Origin of the sequence: Sphingomonas cellulosilytica (genome assembly GCF_052321755.1) — a bacterium.
Classification (GTDB): Bacteria; Pseudomonadota; Alphaproteobacteria; order Sphingomonadales; family Sphingomonadaceae; genus Sphingomonas.
This window is the reverse complement of sequence record NZ_JBQRTT010000001.1, coordinates 541,669-561,298: the sequence shown is the minus strand read 5'-3', so window position 1 is coordinate 561,298 and position 19,630 is coordinate 541,669. Positions and strand designations below refer to the sequence as shown.

Here is a 19,630-nt window from a genome sequence, read left to right as displayed (position 1 = left end):
GCGGAGCCGCCCCTTTTTTGTGCTTGTTGGAGGCAGGCCGATAAAACGATGTGAAACAAAGGTTTAAGGCAAGTATAATATTAAAAGTGTCATATACAAATAAGACACCCTGCCAATTTGGATTGCAACACTGACATAAAGGCTAGGTGTCTTGTTAAAGCAGATCACAGCTGCACGTGTCTGGAGTAATGCCCGCAGCGACGTGTCGGTCTTCTTGGGCAAGCGGAGGCAGAATGGGGACGAAGTGTGGCATTTTGCCCACGCATGTCCTGAGATTTACGGCATGTAACAATTTTGCTTTGCACAAAGCAGGCTCGCTGAGGAAGTATGTCCGTATTCGCCCTTTCGCAGAGGGCGAGCCACGCGGCGCATCAGGGGATGTGCCGAGTAGGGGGACCATGGAATGACACGAAACGAACGATTTTCGCGCGGCAAGCTGCGTGCGGGTGCGGCACTTCAGGCGCTGGCGCTCATTGGTGCAGGCGTTGGTATGACTGCCATCGCGGCACCCGCCGCGGCGCAGGATTACACTTCAGGCGCCATCGGAGGCACGGTCAAGGACAACACGGGTAATGCCGTCAGCGGCGCCACCGTGACGATTACCTCAACCGCCCAAGGCACGAAACGCACGGCGACGACCGGTTCGACCGGCTCGTTCCTCATCAACGGCCTACCCAATGGCACCTATGACGTGACCGTGGACGCACCGAACACGCCGAGTTGGACAGCCAATGCCGTCGATGTGCGTGCGTCGCAGACGGCGCAGCTCAACGTCGACCTCGCGGCATCCGGTGGCCAGGATATCGTCGTCATCGGCAAGCGGGCCGTCGCAGCGTTCAGCGGCACGACCGTTGGTCTCAACGTCGACGTGGCCAGCTTCATCGAAACAAAGCCGTTGGCGCGCAACCTGACTTCGGTCATCCTGCTCGCACCCGGCACGTCGCTGGGCGACGGCGCATTCGGCAATCTGCCGTCGATCGCCGGTGCCTCGGTCGCCGAGAACCAATATTACGTCAACGGCATGAACGTGACCAACTTCGACAATGGTCTCGGCAGCACGACGCTCCCCTTCTACTTCATCAAAAGCGTCGACGTGAAGAACGGCGGTCTTCCGGCGGAATACGGCCGCGCGACCGGTGGCGTGATCACGCAGGTGACGAAGTCGGGTAGCAACGACTATATGGCGGCGGCCCACATCGACTGGACGCCGAATTTCCTGGTTTCACCGGGCAAGAACCTTCAAAGCTTCACCGGTAACACCGTCAACGGCAGTCAGGTTCAGAACAGCACCGACACCGCCTATAACCGGTCCGACACGCTGCAGGTCACGCTGGAAGCCAGCGGACCGGTCATCAAGGATCGTCTGTTCGTCTACGGCCTCGTGCAGATGAACCGGGTCACGAGCCTGAGCAACAGCCCGCTTGCGGGTAGCGCTTATGGTCAGGGCACGGCTTATTCCTATCGGAACGACGATCCCTTCTGGGGCGCCAAGGTCGACGCCTATCCGATCGACAGCCAACACCTCGAGTTCACGATCTTCGACACCCGCAACACCAACCAGCGCTCGGACGTGCCTTACACGTACGGCAATGGTCCGAACGTCTATGGCGCGGCAACCGCAGTCACCGGATTTAACCGGGGCGGCGTGAGCTTCGTCGGCAAATATACCGGTCGCATGACCGACTGGCTGACGGTCTCGGCCGCTTATGGCCGTACACGGGATCGCTTCGATCAAGTGAGTATCGCTGGTGCGGGTAACCTGCCCTCGATCCAGAACCTGTCGGGCGGCACCGTGTTCGGTGTCGGTAACAACGGTTACTATAATGCCCAGCGGAATGGCTCTACCGATTTTCCCTTCAGCACTGAGCGTAAGTTCTTTCGTGCTGACGCCGATCTGCGCTTTACGCTGTTGGGCGATCACCACGTCCGCGGTGGTTATGATCAGGAAGACAACACGCTTGACCACGTTACCGTTCGCAACGGGGGTGCCTACGAATTTGGAAACAACGCGATTTCTTCGGCGGCGTATAATGCTTTGGCAGGCGGCGCCGGCTTTGCCTATATCGTGCGCCCGTCGAACGCATCCGGGCCGGTCGTCGAGCTGAATTACTATAATACGGGCGGCATGTTCAAAGCCAAGAACAGGGCCTATTATATTCAGGACGAGTGGAAGCCGACGGATCGCATGACCCTGACCTTGGGTGCGCGTCGCGACGACTTCCGGATCAACAAGCCCAGTGGGGCGCCGATCGCCGATCTCAAGAAGAATTACGCTCCGCGTATCGGCGCCGAATATCGCATCTTCGGTGACAAGTCGGGCAAGTTCTACGCATCATACGGTTGGGAATATCTCCCGATCGCGAGCAATACCGCCTACCGTCAGGGGTCGCCGTCCTTCTACTTCCGCCAGCGCTACAACTTCAGCGGTATCGGCTCGAACGGCCTGCCGGTCCTGACCAACCTAGTGACGAACAACGGTCAGTATCAATCGAAGTGTCCCTTCGCGCTGGTGCCGAACGGTGCGACGACGAACTGTAACGTCACGGGTGACGGTGCAGACATCAACACCACGCAGGCGATCTCGGCGAACCTGAAGGCGACCCGGCAGACGGAAATCATCGCCGGCTATGAACAAACCTTCGGACTGTGGCGCGTTGGCCTCACCTATACGCACCGTAATCTCGACCGGACGTCGGAAGATTCCGCGATCGACGCGGCCGTCAATGCTTATTGCACCGCGAACAACATTCGGGCGACGCCGACGGGCGGTGGTGCTTCGGTGCCATGCTCGGCGATCTGGGATGGCTACCACCAGTATGTGATCAACAACCCGGGCAGCGACATCACGGTGAACCTGCTCGCCAACGGCTACGACATCAACAATCGTACCGTCACCCTGACGGCGAAGGCATTGGGTTACGGTAAGGCCAAGCGGACGTACGACGCGGCCGTGCTGTACTTCGATCGCGGCTTTGACGGGCTCTATGGCCTGGGTGGTAGCTACACCTACTCTCGCGCCCGCGGGAATATCGAGGGCGCCGTTCAGTCCGACTTCGGTCAGGTCGACGCAGGCATCACGCAGGACTTCGATCAGCCGGGCTTCGTCGATTATTCGTACGGAAACCTGCCCAACAACTACAACCACATCTTCAAGCTGTGGGGTAACATCAAGCCGACCGAGACGTTCAACGTCGGTACGTTCATCCAGGTGCAGTCGCCACGGTCGCTGAGCTGCTTCGGCTATCACCCGACCGATCTGTTTGCGGACGGCTATGGGGCAGCGTCGCACTATTGCAACGGCAAGCCGAGCCCGCGCGGTACGGCGCAGAAGAGCGACTGGCAGTCGACGATCAACCTGCAGTTCGCCTATAGCCCGAAGATCGAAGGCCACAGCATCACGTTCCGTGCCGATGTGTTCAACCTGCTGAACTCGCAGGCGATCACCAAGCGCAACGAGATTGGCGAACTGGACGTGACGACCAGCCCGACAACGGGTCTGCCGGTGACCTATATCGCCAACCCGAACTACGGTCGTCCGACCGCCTATCAGGCGCCGCGCTACGTCCGTCTGGGTGTGGACATCAACTTCTGATCGTGACCGCTCGCGATTGAACCCAGGGGAGGCGGGTCTTGCGACCGCCTCCCTTTTTACCCCACCGACAACGCCAGCTTCCCATCCCCCTCGTCCACCCGCACCGTCGCGCCGTCCTTCACCGCGCCGCGCAGGATCAGTTCGGCGAGCGGGTCCTGCAGGTAGCGCTGCACCGCGCGTTTCAGGGGACGGGCGCCGTAGACGGGGTCGTAGCCGACGCGGCCCAGCCAGTCGCGTGCCGCATCGGTCAGGTCCAGCGTCACCTTGCGGTTGGCGAGCAGCCGGCCGACGCGGGCGACCTGGATGTCGACGATCGGGGCCATGTGGCTCTGGCCCAGCCGGTGGAACAGGATCACCTCGTCCAGCCGGTTGAGGAACTCGGGCCGGAAATGGGCGCGGACGATCTCCATCACCTGCGGCTCGACCGTCTCGACGTCCTGCCCTTCCTCCAGGTTCGCCAGATACTGGCTGCCGAGATTGCTGGTCAGGATGATGAGCGTGTTGCTGAAATCGACCGTGCGGCCCTGCCCGTCGGTGAGGCGTCCGTCGTCGAGCACCTGCAGCAGCACGTTGAAGACGTCGCCATGCGCCTTTTCCACCTCGTCGAACAGCACGACCTGGTAGGGCCGGCGCCGCACCGCCTCGGTCAGCACGCCGCCCTCTTCATAGCCGACATAGCCGGGAGGCGCGCCGATCAGGCGGGCGACCGCGTGCTTCTCCATGAATTCGCTCATGTCGATGCGGACCATGGCGTTGGGATCGTCGAACAGGAATTCGGCCAGCGCCTTGGTCAGCTCGGTCTTGCCGACGCCGGTCGGCCCCAGGAACAGGAACGAGCCGAGCGGGCGGTTGGGGTCCTGCAAGCCCGCGCGCGCGCGGCGGACGGCGGTGGAGACGGCGCGCACCGCATCGGCCTGGCCGATCACGCGCTTGCCGATCACCTCCTCCATCTTGAGCAGCTTCTCGCGCTCGCCCTCCAGCATGCGGTCGACGGGCACGCCGGTCCAGCGGCTGACCACCGCGGCGATATCGTCGCTGGTCACCTCCTCGCGCAGCATCGCGCCCTGGGTGGCGCCCTGCGCCGCGGCGAGCTGCTTCTCCAGCGCCGGGATGCGGCCGTACGAGAGCTCGCCCGCGCGGGCGAGATCGCCGCCGCGCTGCGCCTGGTCGAGTTCGAGCCGCGCGGCGTCGAGCTGTTCCTTCAGCTTCGCTTCGCCGGCGATCTTGTCCTTTTCCGCCTGCCAGCGGGTGGTCAGCTCGGCCGATTGCTGTTCCAGATTGGCCAGTTCGCCCTCCAGCGTCTCGAGCCGGTCGATCGAGGCGGCGTCGGTTTCCCGGCGCAGCCCCTCGCGCTCGATCTTGAGGCGCAGGATGCGGCGGTCGAGCGTCTCGATCTCCTCGGGCTTCGATTCCACCTCCATGCGGATGCGGCTCGCTGCCTCGTCCATCAGGTCGATCGCCTTGTCGGGCAGGAAGCGGTCGGTGATGTAGCGGTTGGAGAGCGTCGCCGCCGACACCAGCGCGCCGTCGGTGATCCGCACCCCGTGGTGCATCTCGTACTTGTCCTTGAGGCCGCGCAGGATGCTGATCGTGTCCTCGACGGTCGGTTCGCCGACGAACACCGGCTGGAATCGCCGCTGGAGCGCCGGGTCCTTTTCGACGTACTTGCGATATTCGTCGAGCGTGGTCGCGCCGACGCAATGCAGCTCGCCGCGGGCGAGCGCCGGTTTCAGCAGGTTGCCGGCGTCCATCGCGCCTTCCGATTTGCCCGCGCCGATCAGCGTGTGCATCTCGTCGATGAACAGGACGATGTCGCCCTCGGCGGCCTTCACCTCGTCGAGCACGCCCTTCAGCCGCTCCTCGAACTCGCCGCGGTATTTCGCGCCGGCGATCAGCGCGCCCATGTCGAGCGCCATCAGCCGGCGGTCCTTCAGCGTGTCGGGCACATCGCCATTGGCGATGCGCAGCGCCAGGCCCTCGGCGATCGCGGTCTTGCCGACGCCGGGTTCGCCGATCAGCGCCGGGTTGTTCTTGGTGCGGCGGGCGAGGATCTGGATGGTGCGGCGGATCTCCTCGTCGCGGCCGATCACGGGATCGAGCTTGCCGTCGCGCGCCGCCTGGGTGAGGTCGCGGGCGAACTTCTTCAGGGCATCGTAGCGATCCTCCGCCGACGCGGTGTCGGCGGTGCGGCCGCCGCGCAGATCGTTGATCGCGGCGTTCAGCCCCTCGGCGGTGACGCCGGCGGTCTTGAGCGCCTTGCCCGCAGCATTGGTCTGCGCCAGCGCGAGCGCCAGCAGCAGCCGTTCGACGGTGACGTAGCTGTCGCCCGCCTTCTGCGCGACCTGCTCCGCCTGGTCGAGGACGCGGACGGTGTCGTTGTCGAGCCCCGGCGTCTGTTGCGCGCCCGATCCGGACACCGCCGGCAGCCTGGCGAGCGCCGCATCGGTTTCGCCGGTGGCGCGACGGGCATCGCCGCCGGCCGCCTGGATCAGTCCGGCGGCCATGCCCTGCTCGTCCTCCAGCAGGGCTTTCAGGATATGCTCCGGCGTGATCCGCTGATGGTTCATGCGGATCGCGACGGTCTGCGCCGACTGGAGGAAGCCCTTGGCGCGGTCGGTGAATTTTTCGAGGTTCATGGTGGCCCCTGATCGTGTTCCGACGCGATATGGTGTTGCCATTGTGCAACACAAGTGTGACGGCCCGGCCAGATCGGACTTTTTCCGGATGCCGCTTGCCAGCCGTCCGCCGACCGTTATGCTCCACCCATACAGTCGTTCAAGACTACCGGGGAAGGGTTCCACATCATGACGAAGTTCTTCGCGCTGGCTGGCGTCGCATCGATCGCGCTCGCCGTGCCCGCTTCCGCACAGACGACACCAAAGGTGTCGGTGAAGGCCGCACCCGTCTCGGCGCTCGTCAGCGCGATCGACATCCCCTATCAGGAATTCCGGCTGAAGAACGGCCTGCGCGTCATCGTCCATACCGATCGCAAGGCGCCGGTGGTGGCGGTCAGCGTCTGGTACGACGTCGGCTCCAAGCACGAGCCGAAGGGCTCGACCGGCTTCGCGCACCTGTTCGAACATCTGATGTTCAACGGTTCGGAGAATGCGCCGGGCGACTTCTTCGGGCCGCTCAAGGAAGTCGGCGCGACCGATTTCAACGGCACCACCTATTACGACCGCACCAATTATTTCGAGACGGTGCCGACCGCCGCGCTGCCGCGCGCGCTGTTCCTCGAATCGGATCGCATGGGCCATCTGCTCGGCGCGATCACGCAGGGCGTGCTCGACGAGCAGCGCGGCGTCGTCCAGAACGAGAAGCGGCAGGGCGACAATCGCCCCTACGGCCTGCTCGATTATGCGGTGACGGAGGGGCTTTATCCGACCACGCACCCCTATGGCCACGACACGATCGGCTCGATGGAGGACCTCGACGCCGCGACGCTCGATACGGTGAAGAACTGGTTCCGCAGCCATTATGGCCCCAACAATGCGGTGCTGGTGCTTGCCGGCGACATCGACGTCGCCACCGCCAGGCCGCTGGTCGAAAAGTATTTCGGCGATATCGCGTCGGGTCCGAAGAGCGAGCTGCCCGCCGCAGCGGTGGTCACGCTGCCCTCGGCCAAGACGGTGACGTTGAAGGATCGCGTCGCCGCGACGATGATCACCCGCAACTGGTCGGTGCCCGGGCTGAACGACAAGGATACGCCCTCGCTGGAGGTCGCCGCCGGCATCCTGGGGGGCATGGCCTCGTCGCGCTTCGCCAACGAACTGGTGCGCAAGGAGAAGCTGTTCACCTCGCTGTCCGCCGACGACAGCGCCTTCGCGCAGGTCGGCACCTTCACCATCAACGGGCTCGTGCGCCCCGGCGTCGACGTGGCGCTGGCATCGAAGCGCGTGGATGAGGTGCTCGCCGATTTCCTGCGGACCGGCCCGACCCAGGACGAGGTGTCGCGCTATGTCACCAGCACCATCGCCGGAACCGTGCGCGGACTGGAGGCGGTCGGCGGCTTCGGCGGCAAGGCGACCGCGCTTGCCGAGGGCGCGCTCTATTCGAACGATCCCGGCTTCTACAAGAAGCACCTCGCCGCGCTGGCCGCGCAGACGCCGGCCAGCGTGAAGGCGGCCGCCGACAAATGGCTGTCGCGCCCGGCACTGACCGTGGATGTCGTACCCGGTGCACGCGATGCCTATGCCGAGGCGAAGGTGCCGCCCAAGAAGGACGTGGTCGCCGCCCCGGAACAGCCGGTGAAGGGCACGCGCGGGCCGATCCCGGCGATGGGCCAGGTCACCGCGCTGACGTTCCCCAAGGTCGAGCGCACGCGCCTGTCGAACGGAATCGAGATCGTCTATGCGCAGCGCAACGCCGTGCCGGTGACGCAGGCGGTGCTGAGCTTCGATGCCGGCTATGCCGCGGACGTGCCCGACAAGCTCGGAACGCAGCAGCTTGCGGTAGGCATGCTCGACGAGGGCACCGAGCATTATGACGTCAACACGCTCGCCGAAGCGCGCGAGCGGCTGGGCATGGGCCTGGGAACCAGCAGCAGCAACGATCGCAGCACGGTGACGATGGGTGTCCCGAGCGTCAATCTCGCGCCGGCGCTGGACCTGTTCGCCGAGGTCGCACGGCGCCCCGCTTATGCGCCGGCCGAGGTGGCGCGCGTCAAGGCGCAGCAGGTCGCCGGCATCCAGCAGGAACTGACCAACCCCGGCGCGCTGGCGCAGCGGATGACCACCCGCGTCCTCGCCGCCGGCACGCCCTATGCCAAGGCGCAGGGCAGCGGCGATCCGGTCGCCGTCGCCTCGCTGACCCCAGCGGATCTGCGTGCGTTCCAGCATGCCTGGTTGCGCCCCGACAAGGCCAAGCTGTTCGTCGTGTCCGACCGTCCGCTCGCCGAGGTGAAGGCGGCGCTGGAGTCCCGCTTCGGCGACTGGAAGCCGGAGGGCGCGGCCGGCACCAAGACCTTCGGCGCGGCGCAGACGCCGATCACGCCCGGCATCGTACTGATCGACCGGCCGGATAGCCCGCAGTCGATGATCGTCGGCGGCCAGCGCACGGGCCTCAAGGGCACCGATGACATGCTCGTCCTCAACACCGTGAACGATGCGCTGGGCGGCAGCTTCCTCAGCCGCATCAACATGGACCTGCGCGAGGACAAGCATTGGTCCTACGGCGCCAGCGGTCGCTTCCAGACCGTGGAATATGCCGCGCCCTATGTCGTCTCCGCCGGCGTGCAGGCGGACAAGACGGGGCCGTCGATCGCGTCCGCGGCGGAGGACATCAAGCAGTTCGTGACGACCAAGCCGATGACCGACAACGAGTTCAAGCTGGCGATCGCCGACGCGGTGCTGAAGCTGCCCGGCCAGTTCGAAACCTCCCCGGCGGTGCTGAGCGCGATGCAGGCCAACGACCTCTACAAGCGGCCGGACGATTACTACGCCACGCTGGGCGCGCGGTATCGTGCGATGACGCTACCCGAACTGCGCGCGGCGGCGGCGAAGACGATCGATCCCGCCAGGATCACCTGGATCGTCGTCGGCGACGCGGCCAAGGTGAAGCCGCAGCTTGACAGCCTGGGCCTGCCGGTCGAGGTCGTGCCGGCAAGCGCGGTGGCCGGCGCATCCGCCGGCGCCGCGCCCGCAGCGCAATAAGGAGAGTTACGATGGCAGATGTCGACGGCAGCTGGGACTGCACCGTGAAATCGCCGCTGGGCGACCAGAACCTGACGCTGACCGTCAAGAGCGACGGCGCGAGCTTCACCGGCACCGCCTCGGGCGCGATGGGGTCGAGCGACGTGTCGGGCGAGGTCGACGGCAACACGGTGCGCTGGAAGCAGCAGATGACCGTGCCGATGCCGATGACGCTCGATTGCGAGGCGACGGCCGAGGGCGACACGCTGACCGGCACCGTCGGTGCCGGCGCGTTCGGCAGCTTCCCGCTGTCGGGCAAGCGCACGGGGTGAGCATAGCATCGTCATCCCGGCGCATGCCGGGATGACGGCCGGGCCTTTGACACGCGAGCAATAATCGCGAAACATTGCGGCTCGCCTTCTTCCGAAGGCGGGCCGCTTCGTTATGGGATGCCCCTCGCCATGATCCGTCCGCTTCTCGCCGCCTGCGCCCCCGTCGCCCTGCTGGCTGCCCTTGCCGGCGCTTCCGCCGGCCTGGCGCAGAAGAGCTATGACGAACGCCCCGCCAGGCTCGCGCCCCGCGACGCGAACTACGAATATACCCGCAAGGTCGTCGATATCCGGATGCGCGACGGGGTGAAGCTCCACACGGTGATCGTGATGCGCAAGGGGACGAAGGATGCCGGCATCCTGCTGACCCGCACGCCCTATGACGCGGAGGGGCAGACCAAGCCCGATACCGGCAGCTTCGCCGGCGTGCTGTCGCACGGCGACGGACCGTGGGACGTGATCGCCGCCGACGGCTATATCCGCGTCATCCAGGACGTGCGCGGCATGCACGGCAGCGAGGGCATCACGCTGATGAACCCGACGCCGGCGGGTTCGCCCAACAATCCGACCAAGACCGACGATGCCACCGACACCTACGACACGATCGCCTGGCTGGTGAAGAACGTGCCGGAAACCAACGGCCGCGTCGGCATCAGCGGCATCAGCTATGACGGCTTCCTGCCGCTGATGGCGCTCATCAACCCGCACCCGGCGCTCAAGGTGTCGGTGCCGATGAACCCGATGGTCGACGGCTGGCGCGGCGACGACTGGTTCCACAACGGCGCATTCCGCCAAGTCGGCCTGTCCTATCTGCTCGGCCAGCAGGGCACCCGCGATGCCGGCACGCCGTGGATCACCGACACCGCCGACGATTACGAATACTGGCTGAAGAACGTCTCGGCCGGTGCCGTGGCGAAGGCGCAGGGCGTCGACCAGGCGTCGGGCTTCTACCGCAAGATGGCCGCGCACCCCGCCTACGACAGCTTCTGGCAGAGCGCGGCAATGGATCGCATCCTCGCGCGCGAGCCGCTCAAGGTGCCGACGATGCTCGTCGCCGGCCTGTGGGACCAGGAGGATATCTACGGCGCCCCCGCCGTCTACCGCGCGCTCGAACCCAAGGACACCGCGAACGACACGGTCTTCCTGACGCTCGGCCCCTGGTATCACGGGCAGGAGATCCGCGACGGCAGCAGCCTCGGCGCGATCAAATGGGATTCGGACACCGCCAAATGGTGGCGCTGGCAGGTGCTGCGGCCGTTCCTGGCGCATTATCTCAAGAGCGACCAGCCGGCGATGGACGTGGCCCCGGTCACCGCCTTCCAGTCCGGCACCAACCAGTGGCAGCGGCTGCAGGCCTGGACGCAGCCGACGCCGACGCCCTTGTACCTGAAACCCGGCGGCAGCCTCGGCTTCGCGGCCGCAGGCGGCGCGGCGCAGACCGCGGACTATCTCTCCGATCCCGCCAACCCCGTCTCCTATCGCGTGCGGCCGACCAGGCCGACCGATGCGGCGGGCTCGACGTGGCGCTACTGGCTGGTCGACGACCAGCGCCCGCTGTCCGGCCGCCCGGACGTGCTGACCTTCACCAGCGACGTGTTGACCGCACCGGTGACGATCGCCGGCACGCCGCAGGTCCACCTCACCGCATCGACCAGCGGCACCGACAGCGACTGGGTGGTCAAGCTGATCGACGTCTACCCCGACGTGATGCCGCGGCAGGAGGAGATGGCGGGCTATCAGCTCGGTGTCGCGATGGACATCTTCCGCGGTCGCTATCGCGAAGACCTTGCCGTCGCGAAGCCGCTGACGCCCGACGCGCCGCTCAAATACGCCTTCGCGCTGCCCGAGACGAACCACGTCTTCCTGCCCGGCCACCGCATCATGGTGCAGGTGCAGTCGAGCTGGTTCCCGCTCTACGATCGCAACCCGCAGACGTTCGTACCGAACATCTTCAACGCGCAGGCGAAGGATTACGTGAAGGCGACGCAGAAGGTGACGGTGGCGGGGCCGGACGCGAGCTACATCGACCTGCCGGTGGTGCGATAGGGACTCATCCACACCGAAGGAAACGTCGCCCCAGCGCAGGCTGGGGCCTCGATCGGCTCATGCCCTGTGCTGTTACAAGCAGATCCCAGCCTGCGCTGGGATGACGGCCGATGGATCAGGCGTCACGCGTTCAGCGCGAGACGCGGGTGATGTGCCCCACCTTGCGACCGGGCCGTGCGGTGCCCTTGCCATAGAGGTGGAGGTGCGCGCCCGCTTCGGTCAGGGCGGGCTGCCAGGGATCGTCGCCGATCAGATTCTCCAGCGCCACGCCGCGCCCGGTCAGCGCCGTGCTGCCCAGCGGCAGGCCGCAGATCGCGCGAATGTGGTTTTCGAATTGCGAGGTCTCGGCACCCTCGATCGTCCAATGTCCCGAATTGTGGACGCGTGGCGCCATCTCGTTGAACACCGGCCCATCGCGGCCGACGAAGAATTCGCAGGCGAGCACGCCGACATAATCGAGCTCGGCGGCGATGCGGCAGGCGAGCGCCGTCGCCTCCTCCGCCTGACCCAGCACCGCCGGCGGCGCCGGGACGGTCGAGCTGCGCAGGATCGCGTCGCGGTGGACGTTGTGCGGCGGATCGTAGCGCACCGTCGCGCCATCCTGCCCGCGCGCGATCAGGATCGAGAATTCATGGCTGAAGTCGACGAACGCCTCGAGCACCGCCGGGCCGCCGATCGCCTCCCATGCCGCGTCCGCGTCGCCGGGCGTGTGCAGCCGCGTCTGCCCCTTGCCGTCATAGCCGAAGCGCGCGGTCTTGAGCACCGCCGGCGTGCCGACATGCGCCAGCGCCGCTTCCAGGCTGTCGCGGCTGTCCACCGCCGCCCAGCGCGCCGGCCGGCCGCCGACCTGCTCGACGAAGCGCTTTTCCGCGATCCGCTCCTGCGCCGCCGCCAGCGCGCGCGGATGCGGGTGGACGGGAACGCGCTCCGCCAGCCATTCGACGGGGGCGAGCGCGATATTCTCGAACTCGTAGGTCACCACGTCGCACGCGGCGGCAAAATCGGCGAGGACGATGCGGTTGTGGTAATCGGCGCGGGTCAGGCTGGACGCCGTCTGCGCCGCCACGCTCTCGCGATCGGGGGCGAGGACATGGGTACGATAGCCGAGCTGCGCCGCGGCGACGGCGAGCATGCGCCCCAGCTGGCCGCCGCCCAGGATGCCGATGGTGCTGCCGGGCGCGAGCATCAGGCGGGCTCGCCCTCGGGATGGATCGCGACGGCGTCGGTCTGCCGCTGCCGCCACGCCTGCAACCGCTGCGACAGCGCGGCGTCGTGCGTCGCCAGGATCGCCGCGGCGAGCAGCCCGGCGTTGGTCGCGCCCGCCTTGCCGATCGCGAGCGTGCCGACGGGGATGCCGGCAGGCATCTGCACGATCGACAGCAGGCTGTCCTGCCCGGACAGCGCCTTGCTCTGCACCGGCACGCCGAGCACCGGCAGGTGCGTCATCGCCGCCGCCATGCCGGGAAGGTGCGCCGCCCCGCCGGCACCGGCGATCACTACTTTCAGCCCGCGATCCGCGGCGCCCTTGGCATAATCGTAGAGCCGATCGGGGGTGCGATGCGCGGAAACGACGCGCGTCTCATGCGCCACCCCCAGTTCGGCGAGCACGTCCGCGGCGCCGCGCATCGTCTCCCAATCCGACGTGGAACCCATGATGATGCCGACCAGCGGAGTATCCATCGCGCGCACCTAGCGGGGGAGGGGAGGGAGGGCAATATTCCCGGTCCCCGCCGGATTGCCACAAAGGTTCGTCATCCCGATGCCGGCGCCGTCCCTGCGAAGCGCCATCACGTCCGGGGTGACGGGTCGCACAAGGCATGGGAGTCGCCCTCGCACAGGTTGCCCGTGCTGGGATGACGACGAGAGCGCTTACCGTTCGCTCAGATAATACCGGTCGGTCGCGTTCAGCGCGTCGTCCAGTTCGTAGACGATCGGCTGCCCGGTCGGGATCTCCAGCCCGGTGATCTCGTCGTCCGGGATGTTGGACAGATGCTTCACCAGCGCGCGCAGCGAATTGCCGTGCGCGGAGATCAGCACGCGCTGCCCGTCCTTCAGCGCCGGCGCGATCCGCTCCTCCCAATAGGGCAGGACGCGGGCGATCGTGTCCTTCAGGCTCTCGGTCGCGGGGATCGTGATGCCGGCATAGCGGCGGTCCTGCGACAGGTCGTAGGGGCTGCCCGGCTCCAGCACCGGCGGCGGCACGTCGAAGCTGCGGCGCCAGATATGCACCTGCTCGTCGCCATGCTTCGCCGCCGTCTCCGCCTTGTCGAGCCCGGTGAGGCCGCCGTAATGGCGCTCGTTCAGCCGCCAGTCCTTCTCGGTCGGCAGCCACAGCCGCCCCATCGCCTCCAGCGCCAGGTTCAGCGTCTTGATCGCCCGCGTCTGCAGCGAGGTGAAGGTCATGTCGAAATCGAGACCCTTCGCCGCCATCAGCTCGCCCGCCGCGCGCGCCTCCGCCGCCCCCTTTTCAGTGACGTCGACATCCCACCAGCCGGTGAAGCGGTTTTCGAGGTTCCAGCTGGACTGGCCGTGGCGGATGAGGACTAGGCGAGGCATCAGGACTCCCGGGGTTCATGAACGGCGTGTGCCGGCTGGGGATAGTGCGCGCGTGGCCCGGTGTCATCCATCCGCTGCGTCCCGCATGTCGACGCGCTGCGATTGGGTTCACGCAAAGACGCGAAGATGCGCTCGCGGAGGCGCGGAGGCGCGGAGGTGATGCGTGCGCGGCAGCGCCCTCTGCTTTCAGAGCCTGAAACGACGGGCCGCTGGCGCGGCGGGCGCTCCATCTCTGCGTCCTCCGCGCCTCCGCGCGAACACATCTTCTTCGCGTCTTCGCGTCTTCGCGTGAACCATTCTTCGCGCGTCAGATCTCGTCGATCATCCCGGCCAGCACCTCCAGGCATGACACCGCCAGCGCCTTGCTGCGGTCCGGCGACCAGCCCTGTTCGGCATCCGGATTGGGATCGTGATCCTTGAACGGCATCTCCAGCGTCACTGACACCGCGCCGAACCGCTGCGCCAGCTGGTTGGTCGACATGGACAGGTTGGCGTTGCCCGCGCTCGATTTCTCATAACCCTTTTCCGTCTGGAAATCAGGGGTATGCTCGGCAAGGCGGTGACCGAAGGCGTAGAATTTGGCGCCGTGGTCCTCGGTCCAGTTCGGAATGCCTTCGTAGCCGGCGATGAAATTGGCCGGAATCGCCTCGTCACCGTGCACGTCGATCGCGAAGGCGACGCCGGTTTCGTCCATCGCATTGCGCACGCACAGCACCTCCGGGCTGCGCTCCGCCGAGGGCGCGTGCCATTCGCGGTTGAGGTTGACGCCCGCCGCATTGGTACGCAGGTGGCCGCGGCGCGTGCCGTCGGGGTTCATGTTGGGGACGACGTGCACCGTCGCCCTGGCGAGCAAGGGCGCCGCGGCTTCGCTGGTCAGCCAGTCGAGCGCGCCCTCCATCCACCATTCGGCCATCGATTCACCGGGGTGCTGGCGCGCATAGAGCCACACCGGCTTGGGGCCGTCGCCGATCCGGAAATAGTCGATCGCCTGCCCGTCGAGCGACTGGCCGAGTTCGCGATGCGTCACGCCCGGCCGCTGCGCGATGCGCGCGACCAGATCCTCGTGCATCTCCATCGTATAGGGCGCGAAATAGGCGAACCAGGCCAGTTCGCCCTCCACCCGATGGTCGAACGACAGCACGCCGTCGGCATAGGACGTGTCGATCATCCGCCACGTGGTGCGATCGCCGCTGGCGCGCGTGCGATAGCCCGGCCAGCCGAACGGATAGGCGGATTGGCCGGCGTTGACGATGCGGAAGGTGAGGTGCCGTCCACGCGCGCCCGCGACGCGGAAATAGAACCATTGAAAGAAGTCCGACTGGTGATCGCGCACGATCTCCAGGTCGACGCGGTCGCCTTGGATGGCGACGACACGGATGTTGCCGCCGTCGAAGGCGGCGTTGATGCTGATCGTCATGGCGCTGGCTTACCGGACGGAGATGGTGCGGCCGGACTGGCCGGGGAAGCCGGTGAACAGCGCATGGGCGAGCCGCCCGGCCTGTTCGTCGGCGCGCTTCAAATCGCTGATCCCCTGCGCCTTGCCTTCCCAGATCGGCGACTGGTCGACCCGCCGCTTGATCGTCACCGCCAGTTCGGCGACCAGCAGCTCGGTCGGCCGCCGCTTGCCGATCGGGAAGCTGACGCCGCCGCCCAGGCCGACGCCGCCGCCACGCCAGCCGCCGCTATAGCCGCCCCCGCCGATGCCGATGCTGACCGGCGACTGGCGCGGCGGCCCTTCGCGGCTGGTGCGGGTGAAGCCGACGGTGGCGACGAAATCGGGCATCGCGCCCTGCGCCGGCACGCTGTAGCCCGCCTTCAGCAATTCGGTCTGCACCGCCGCGGCATAGGTCTTGAACTCCAGGCTGGCGGGGGCGCCGCCCGACAGCGGCTCCACCGCGATCGTGCCGCGCGGAATGGGATCGCCCAGATGGTAGCGGATCACGTCCGTCGGCGGCAGCGCCGCGGTGGTCGTGCACCCGGCAAGCGCGGCGGCGCCGAGGCCGAGGGCCAGGAACGGACGGATGGTCATGACGGGTGCGGCCTCTGTGCTACGTTGCGATGGGAAACGCTCTAACGGCATCCACGTTGCTTGACTATTGCAGCCTTGGCCCCTACCCGCTCGCGCTTTCACCGACACCGTCAATCTCGAAAAGAAGCGAATCGATCATGAAGATCCGCAATAGCCTGAAGTCGCTCAAGGACCGTCATCGCGACAATCGCGTGATCCGTCGCCGCGGCCGCACCTACGTCATCAACAAGACCAACCGCCGCTTCAAGGCGCGTCAGGGCTGAACCACTTGGTTCAGCCCACGGCCGTCATCTTCGACGTCGGCCGGGTCTTGTACGACTGGGATCCGCGGATCCTCTACGGGCGCCTGATCGAGGACGATCGGGCGCTCGACGCGTTCCTGCGCGACGTCGTGACGCACGATTGGCATTTCCAGCACGATGCCGGACGCGACTTCGCCGACACCTCGGCGGAGCTCGTCGCGCTGTACCCCGAGCATGCCGAGCTGATCGCCGCCTGGGGGCCGCGCTTCCTCGAAAGTATCGGCGATCCCATGCCGGGGATGCACGCGCTGGTCGACGAACTGGAGGCGGCGGACGTGCCGCTCTACGCGATCACCAATTTCAGCCACGAATTCTGGCCGCCGTTCCGCGCGCGCGAAGCCGCGATGTTCGATCGCTTCCGCGATGTCGTCGTGTCGGGCGTCGAGAAGCTGGTGAAGCCCGATCCGGCGATCTACCGCCTGGCGCTCGACCGCTTCGGGCTGGAGGCGGAGCGCACGGTGTTCATCGACGACAACGCCGCCAACATCGCCGGCGCGCAAGACGTCGGACTGATCGCGCTGCACTTCACCGGCGAACCCAGGCTGCGCGGCGAATTGCAGGCGTTGGGGCTGCTCTAAGCCGGATCGACATTCGCCGTGCTGCCCCAGTATCCTCCGTCACCCCGGACTTGGTCCGGGGTCCACCGTGCCGCAAAACCCATAGCGTATCAGTGTGCGGCACGGTGGATGCCGGACCAAGCCCGGCATGACGGAGGAAGGGAGAACACCACCCCAGATCAGGCAGCCCATATGCGATAGCCTGCCTGTCCAGGGGACAGGGATGAAAGTCCGGATTTGAAAATAGGTTCGCCCCGACGCCGCCCAGCCGCCGCGTGCGGCAGATGGTGTCATTCGATACGATCCGCCGCTATGCTCTCCCGCAACAAGGAGAGTGGAATGCCCGACGAAGCAGAACTGACCGGCGTTGCCGGCAACAGCCCCGCCCCGAGCCCGGAGCGGATCGGCCAGCGCAAGCTGAAGCCCGCAACGATGATGATGGGCCACGGCTTCGATCCCGCCTTGTCGGAAGGGTCGCTGAAGCCACCGATCTTCCTCACCTCCACCTTCGTCTTCCCCAATGCCGCGGCGGGCAAGCGGCATTTCGAGGGGGTGACCGGCAAGCGGCCGGGCGGTGCCGAGGGCCTCGTCTATTCGCGCTTCAACGGTCCCAATCAGGAAATCCTCGAAGACCGCCTCGCCATCTGGGAAGAGGCGGAGGATGCGCTCGCCTTCTCATCCGGCATGTCGGCGATCGCGACGCTGTTCCTCGCCATGACCAAGCCGGGCGACACCATCGTCCATTCCGGCCCGCTCTATGCGGCGACCGAGACGCTGATCGGCCGCATCCTCGGCAAGTTCGGGGTGAAGTGGCTCGATTTTCCCGCCGGCGCGACGCGTGAGGAGATCGACGCGGTGCTGCGCGAAGCGGCGACCGGCAACGTCGCGCTGATCTATCTCGAAAGCCCCGCCAACCCGACCAACGCGCTGGTCGATATCGAGGCGGTGGCGGCGAGCCGCGATGCGATCTTCACCGATGCCGCCGCCCGGCCGCCGATCGCGATCGACAACACCTTCCTGGGGCCGCTCTGGCAGCGGCCGCTGCACCATGGCGCGGATATCGTCGTCTACAGCCTCACCAAATATGCCGGCGGCCATTCCGATCTCGTCGCGGGCGGCGTGCTGGGGACGAAGGCGCACATCGACACGATCCGCTCGATGCGCAACACGATCGGGACGATCTGCGACCCCAACACCGCCTGGATGCTGCTGCGCAGCCTCGAGACGCTGGAACTGCGGATGAGCCGGGCGGGCGAGAATGCCGCCAAAGTCTGCGCCTTCCTGCGCCAGCACCCCAAGGTGGAGCGCGTCGGCTATCTCGGCTTCCTGCCCGACACGCCGGGCATGGAGCGGCAGGCGGATATCTATCGCCGGCATTGCACCGGCGCGGGCTCGACCTTCTCGCTGCTGGTGAAGGGCGGCGAGGCGGAGGCCTTCCGCTTCCTCGACGCGCTGCGCATCGCCAAGCTCGCCGTGTCGCTCGGCGGCACCGAGACGCTCGCCAGCCACCCCGCCGCGATGACGCACCTGTCGGTGCCGGAGGCGCGCAAGGCGGCGCTCGGCATCACCGACAATCTGGTGCGCATCTCGATCGGGGTGGAGGATGCCGACGACCTGATCGCGGATTTCGACCAGGCGCTCGCCGGCATGTGACCGGCGCGGCGGAGCCCGACGGGTTCCGCCGCCGCTGCGGTGTGCTACGGGAACGTGATGCCTGTCTTCACCCCCATCGCACATGCGGAATTTGTCGGCGCCGTCCGGGCGCTGGCGGACGCGATCATGGCCGATCCCCGGCGCCCCGATGTCCTCGTCGGCATCGGCCGCGGCGGCCTCGCGCCGGCGGTGTACCTCAGCCACGCCACCGGGCTGCCGATGCTGTCGGTGGATTATTCCAGCGCGGTGGAGGATTTCGCCGAGGGCGCGCTGGTGCGACTGGCCGAACGGACGCAGGCGGGCGAGCGGCTGTTGTTCGTCGACGACATCAACGATTCGGGGCGGACGATCGGGCGCATCCGTGCCGCACTCGCCGACGCGGGCGCACCGCAGGGTGCGGTGCGCTTCGCCACGCTGATCGACAACGTGCGCTCCGCCGAACGCGTCGACCACGCCGCCCGGACGATCGATCGCGACGTGACCAAGGACTGGTTCGTCTTCCCGTGGGAAGCGGTCGCCCCGCAAGCGAGCATCGCCGAGGACGCCGCCGAGGTGCCGGACCGCATCGCCTGACGCGCACCCCCGATCCGCCCCGGAACGGGAGGGCGATGGCATATGGCTGGGACCATTCGACATTCAATCCTCCCCTGGCGGGGGAGGTGGCAGGCGCAGCCTGACGGAGGGGGAGGTAAGCGACCACCATCGTTGTGCTTACCTCCCCCTCCGTCGCCTTCGGCGCCACCTCCCCCTGGCGGGGGAGGATTGAAGAAGATTCCTTATCGTGAATGTCGATCAGCCATAGGATGGCTGCCGGCTTCGGGGGAGGGGGCAGGCCATCCCGCTGTTCCCCGTCACCCCGGACGTGTTCCGGGGTCCACCGTGCCGCGAACCAGGAGCGTGTTGGTGCGCGCCTCCGTGGATGCCGGACCAAATCCG

Annotated in this window: 14 protein-coding genes; 8 read left to right on the top strand and 6 right to left on the bottom strand. The window is 66.6% G+C overall.

Features of this window, described 5'->3' with window-relative positions; all coding sequences use genetic code 11:
- Positions 1-403 precede the first annotated feature (403 nt).
- A complete protein-coding gene (locus ACTZQ5_RS02630; protein ID WP_443583595.1) occupies positions 404-3,592 on the top strand; it encodes a TonB-dependent receptor in 3,189 nt (1,062 codons plus the stop codon).
- A gap of 56 nt (positions 3,593-3,648) precedes the next feature.
- Here the strand turns inward: ACTZQ5_RS02630 and clpB are convergent, their stop codons facing one another.
- The gene (gene clpB, locus ACTZQ5_RS02625; protein WP_443583594.1) at positions 3,649-6,228 is read right to left on the bottom strand and encodes an ATP-dependent chaperone ClpB; all 2,580 of its coding nucleotides are present in this window, start codon (positions 6,226-6,228) and stop codon (positions 3,649-3,651) included.
- A 168-nt stretch (positions 6,229-6,396) separates the two neighbouring features.
- Here clpB and ACTZQ5_RS02620 point away from each other — a divergent pair, with 168 nt between their 5' ends.
- The 3 genes from ACTZQ5_RS02620 to ACTZQ5_RS02610 all read left to right on the top strand — a co-directional run bounded on the left by ACTZQ5_RS02620 (position 6,397) and on the right by ACTZQ5_RS02610 (position 11,597).
- Positions 6,397-9,243: a M16 family metallopeptidase gene (locus ACTZQ5_RS02620; protein ID WP_443583593.1), complete on the top strand. Its 2,847-nt coding sequence runs from the start codon at positions 6,397-6,399 to the stop codon at positions 9,241-9,243.
- A gap of 11 nt (positions 9,244-9,254) precedes the next feature.
- Positions 9,255-9,554, top strand: a complete 300-nt coding sequence (locus ACTZQ5_RS02615) for a hypothetical protein (RefSeq protein WP_443583592.1) — start codon at positions 9,255-9,257, stop codon at positions 9,552-9,554.
- 129 nt (positions 9,555-9,683) lie between these two features.
- A complete protein-coding gene (locus ACTZQ5_RS02610; protein ID WP_443583591.1) occupies positions 9,684-11,597 on the top strand; it encodes a CocE/NonD family hydrolase in 1,914 nt (637 codons plus the stop codon).
- 130 nt (positions 11,598-11,727) lie between these two features.
- Here the strand turns inward: ACTZQ5_RS02610 and ACTZQ5_RS02605 are convergent, their stop codons facing one another.
- From ACTZQ5_RS02605 to ACTZQ5_RS02585, 5 genes are all read right to left on the bottom strand, one after another.
- The gene (locus tag ACTZQ5_RS02605; protein WP_443583590.1) at positions 11,728-12,783 is read right to left on the bottom strand and encodes a 5-(carboxyamino)imidazole ribonucleotide synthase; all 1,056 of its coding nucleotides are present in this window, start codon (positions 12,781-12,783) and stop codon (positions 11,728-11,730) included.
- Positions 12,783-13,277 (bottom strand): 5-(carboxyamino)imidazole ribonucleotide mutase, encoded by a 495-nt coding sequence (gene purE / locus ACTZQ5_RS02600; RefSeq protein ID WP_443583589.1) that lies wholly within the window; start codon positions 13,275-13,277, stop codon positions 12,783-12,785. The genes ACTZQ5_RS02605 and purE overlap by 1 nt, the downstream gene beginning before the upstream one ends.
- 189 nt (positions 13,278-13,466) lie before the next feature.
- The gene (gene gpmA, locus ACTZQ5_RS02595; protein ID WP_443583588.1) at positions 13,467-14,153 is read right to left on the bottom strand and encodes a 2,3-diphosphoglycerate-dependent phosphoglycerate mutase; all 687 of its coding nucleotides are present in this window, start codon (positions 14,151-14,153) and stop codon (positions 13,467-13,469) included.
- A 307-nt stretch (positions 14,154-14,460) separates the two neighbouring features.
- On the bottom strand, positions 14,461-15,570 hold the full coding sequence (locus tag ACTZQ5_RS02590) for a M14 family metallopeptidase (RefSeq protein WP_443583587.1): 1,110 nt from the start codon (positions 15,568-15,570) through the stop codon (positions 14,461-14,463).
- Between the two features lie 9 nt (positions 15,571-15,579).
- Positions 15,580-16,182 (bottom strand): DUF4136 domain-containing protein, encoded by a 603-nt coding sequence (locus ACTZQ5_RS02585; protein WP_443583586.1) that lies wholly within the window; start codon positions 16,180-16,182, stop codon positions 15,580-15,582.
- Positions 16,183-16,319: 137 nt separating this feature from the next.
- Between ACTZQ5_RS02585 and ykgO the strand changes: the two genes are divergently transcribed.
- From ykgO to ACTZQ5_RS02565, 4 genes are all read left to right on the top strand, one after another.
- Positions 16,320-16,445 (top strand): type B 50S ribosomal protein L36, encoded by a 126-nt coding sequence (gene ykgO, locus ACTZQ5_RS02580; protein ID WP_003046794.1) that lies wholly within the window; start codon positions 16,320-16,322, stop codon positions 16,443-16,445.
- Positions 16,446-16,450: 5 nt separating this feature from the next.
- Entirely contained in the window at positions 16,451-17,062 is a 612-nt protein-coding gene (locus ACTZQ5_RS02575) for an HAD family hydrolase (RefSeq protein ID WP_443583585.1), read from the top strand.
- A 318-nt stretch (positions 17,063-17,380) separates the two neighbouring features.
- The gene (locus ACTZQ5_RS02570; protein WP_443583584.1) at positions 17,381-18,694 is read left to right on the top strand and encodes a cystathionine gamma-synthase family protein; all 1,314 of its coding nucleotides are present in this window, start codon (positions 17,381-17,383) and stop codon (positions 18,692-18,694) included.
- Between the two features lie 57 nt (positions 18,695-18,751).
- Complete coding sequence (locus ACTZQ5_RS02565) at positions 18,752-19,267, top strand: phosphoribosyltransferase (protein ID WP_443583583.1); 516 nt, start codon at positions 18,752-18,754, stop codon at positions 19,265-19,267.
- The last annotated feature ends 363 nt before the right edge of the window (positions 19,268-19,630 follow it).

What these genes read in the sequence shown, in the direction of transcription:
- ACTZQ5_RS02630 (WP_443583595.1), top strand. Translation starts at nt 404, where the DNA reads ATGACACGAAACGAACGATTTTCGCGCGGCAAGCTGCGTGCGGGTGCG.
- clpB (WP_443583594.1), bottom strand. Translation starts at nt 6,228, where the DNA reads ATGAACCTCGAAAAATTCACCGACCGCGCCAAGGGCTTCCTCCAGTCG.
- ACTZQ5_RS02620 (WP_443583593.1), top strand. Translation starts at nt 6,397, where the DNA reads ATGACGAAGTTCTTCGCGCTGGCTGGCGTCGCATCGATCGCGCTCGCC.
- ACTZQ5_RS02615 (WP_443583592.1), top strand. Translation starts at nt 9,255, where the DNA reads ATGGCAGATGTCGACGGCAGCTGGGACTGCACCGTGAAATCGCCGCTG.
- ACTZQ5_RS02610 (WP_443583591.1), top strand. Translation starts at nt 9,684, where the DNA reads ATGATCCGTCCGCTTCTCGCCGCCTGCGCCCCCGTCGCCCTGCTGGCT.
- ACTZQ5_RS02605 (WP_443583590.1), bottom strand. Translation starts at nt 12,783, where the DNA reads ATGCTCGCGCCCGGCAGCACCATCGGCATCCTGGGCGGCGGCCAGCTG.
- purE (WP_443583589.1), bottom strand. Translation starts at nt 13,277, where the DNA reads ATGGATACTCCGCTGGTCGGCATCATCATGGGTTCCACGTCGGATTGG.
- gpmA (WP_443583588.1), bottom strand. Translation starts at nt 14,153, where the DNA reads ATGCCTCGCCTAGTCCTCATCCGCCACGGCCAGTCCAGCTGGAACCTC.
- ACTZQ5_RS02590 (WP_443583587.1), bottom strand. Translation starts at nt 15,570, where the DNA reads ATGACGATCAGCATCAACGCCGCCTTCGACGGCGGCAACATCCGTGTC.
- ACTZQ5_RS02585 (WP_443583586.1), bottom strand. Translation starts at nt 16,182, where the DNA reads ATGACCATCCGTCCGTTCCTGGCCCTCGGCCTCGGCGCCGCCGCGCTT.
- ykgO (WP_003046794.1), top strand. Translation starts at nt 16,320, where the DNA reads ATGAAGATCCGCAATAGCCTGAAGTCGCTCAAGGACCGTCATCGCGAC.
- ACTZQ5_RS02570 (WP_443583584.1), top strand. Translation starts at nt 17,381, where the DNA reads ATGCCCGACGAAGCAGAACTGACCGGCGTTGCCGGCAACAGCCCCGCC.
- ACTZQ5_RS02565 (WP_443583583.1), top strand. Translation starts at nt 18,752, where the DNA reads ATGCCTGTCTTCACCCCCATCGCACATGCGGAATTTGTCGGCGCCGTC.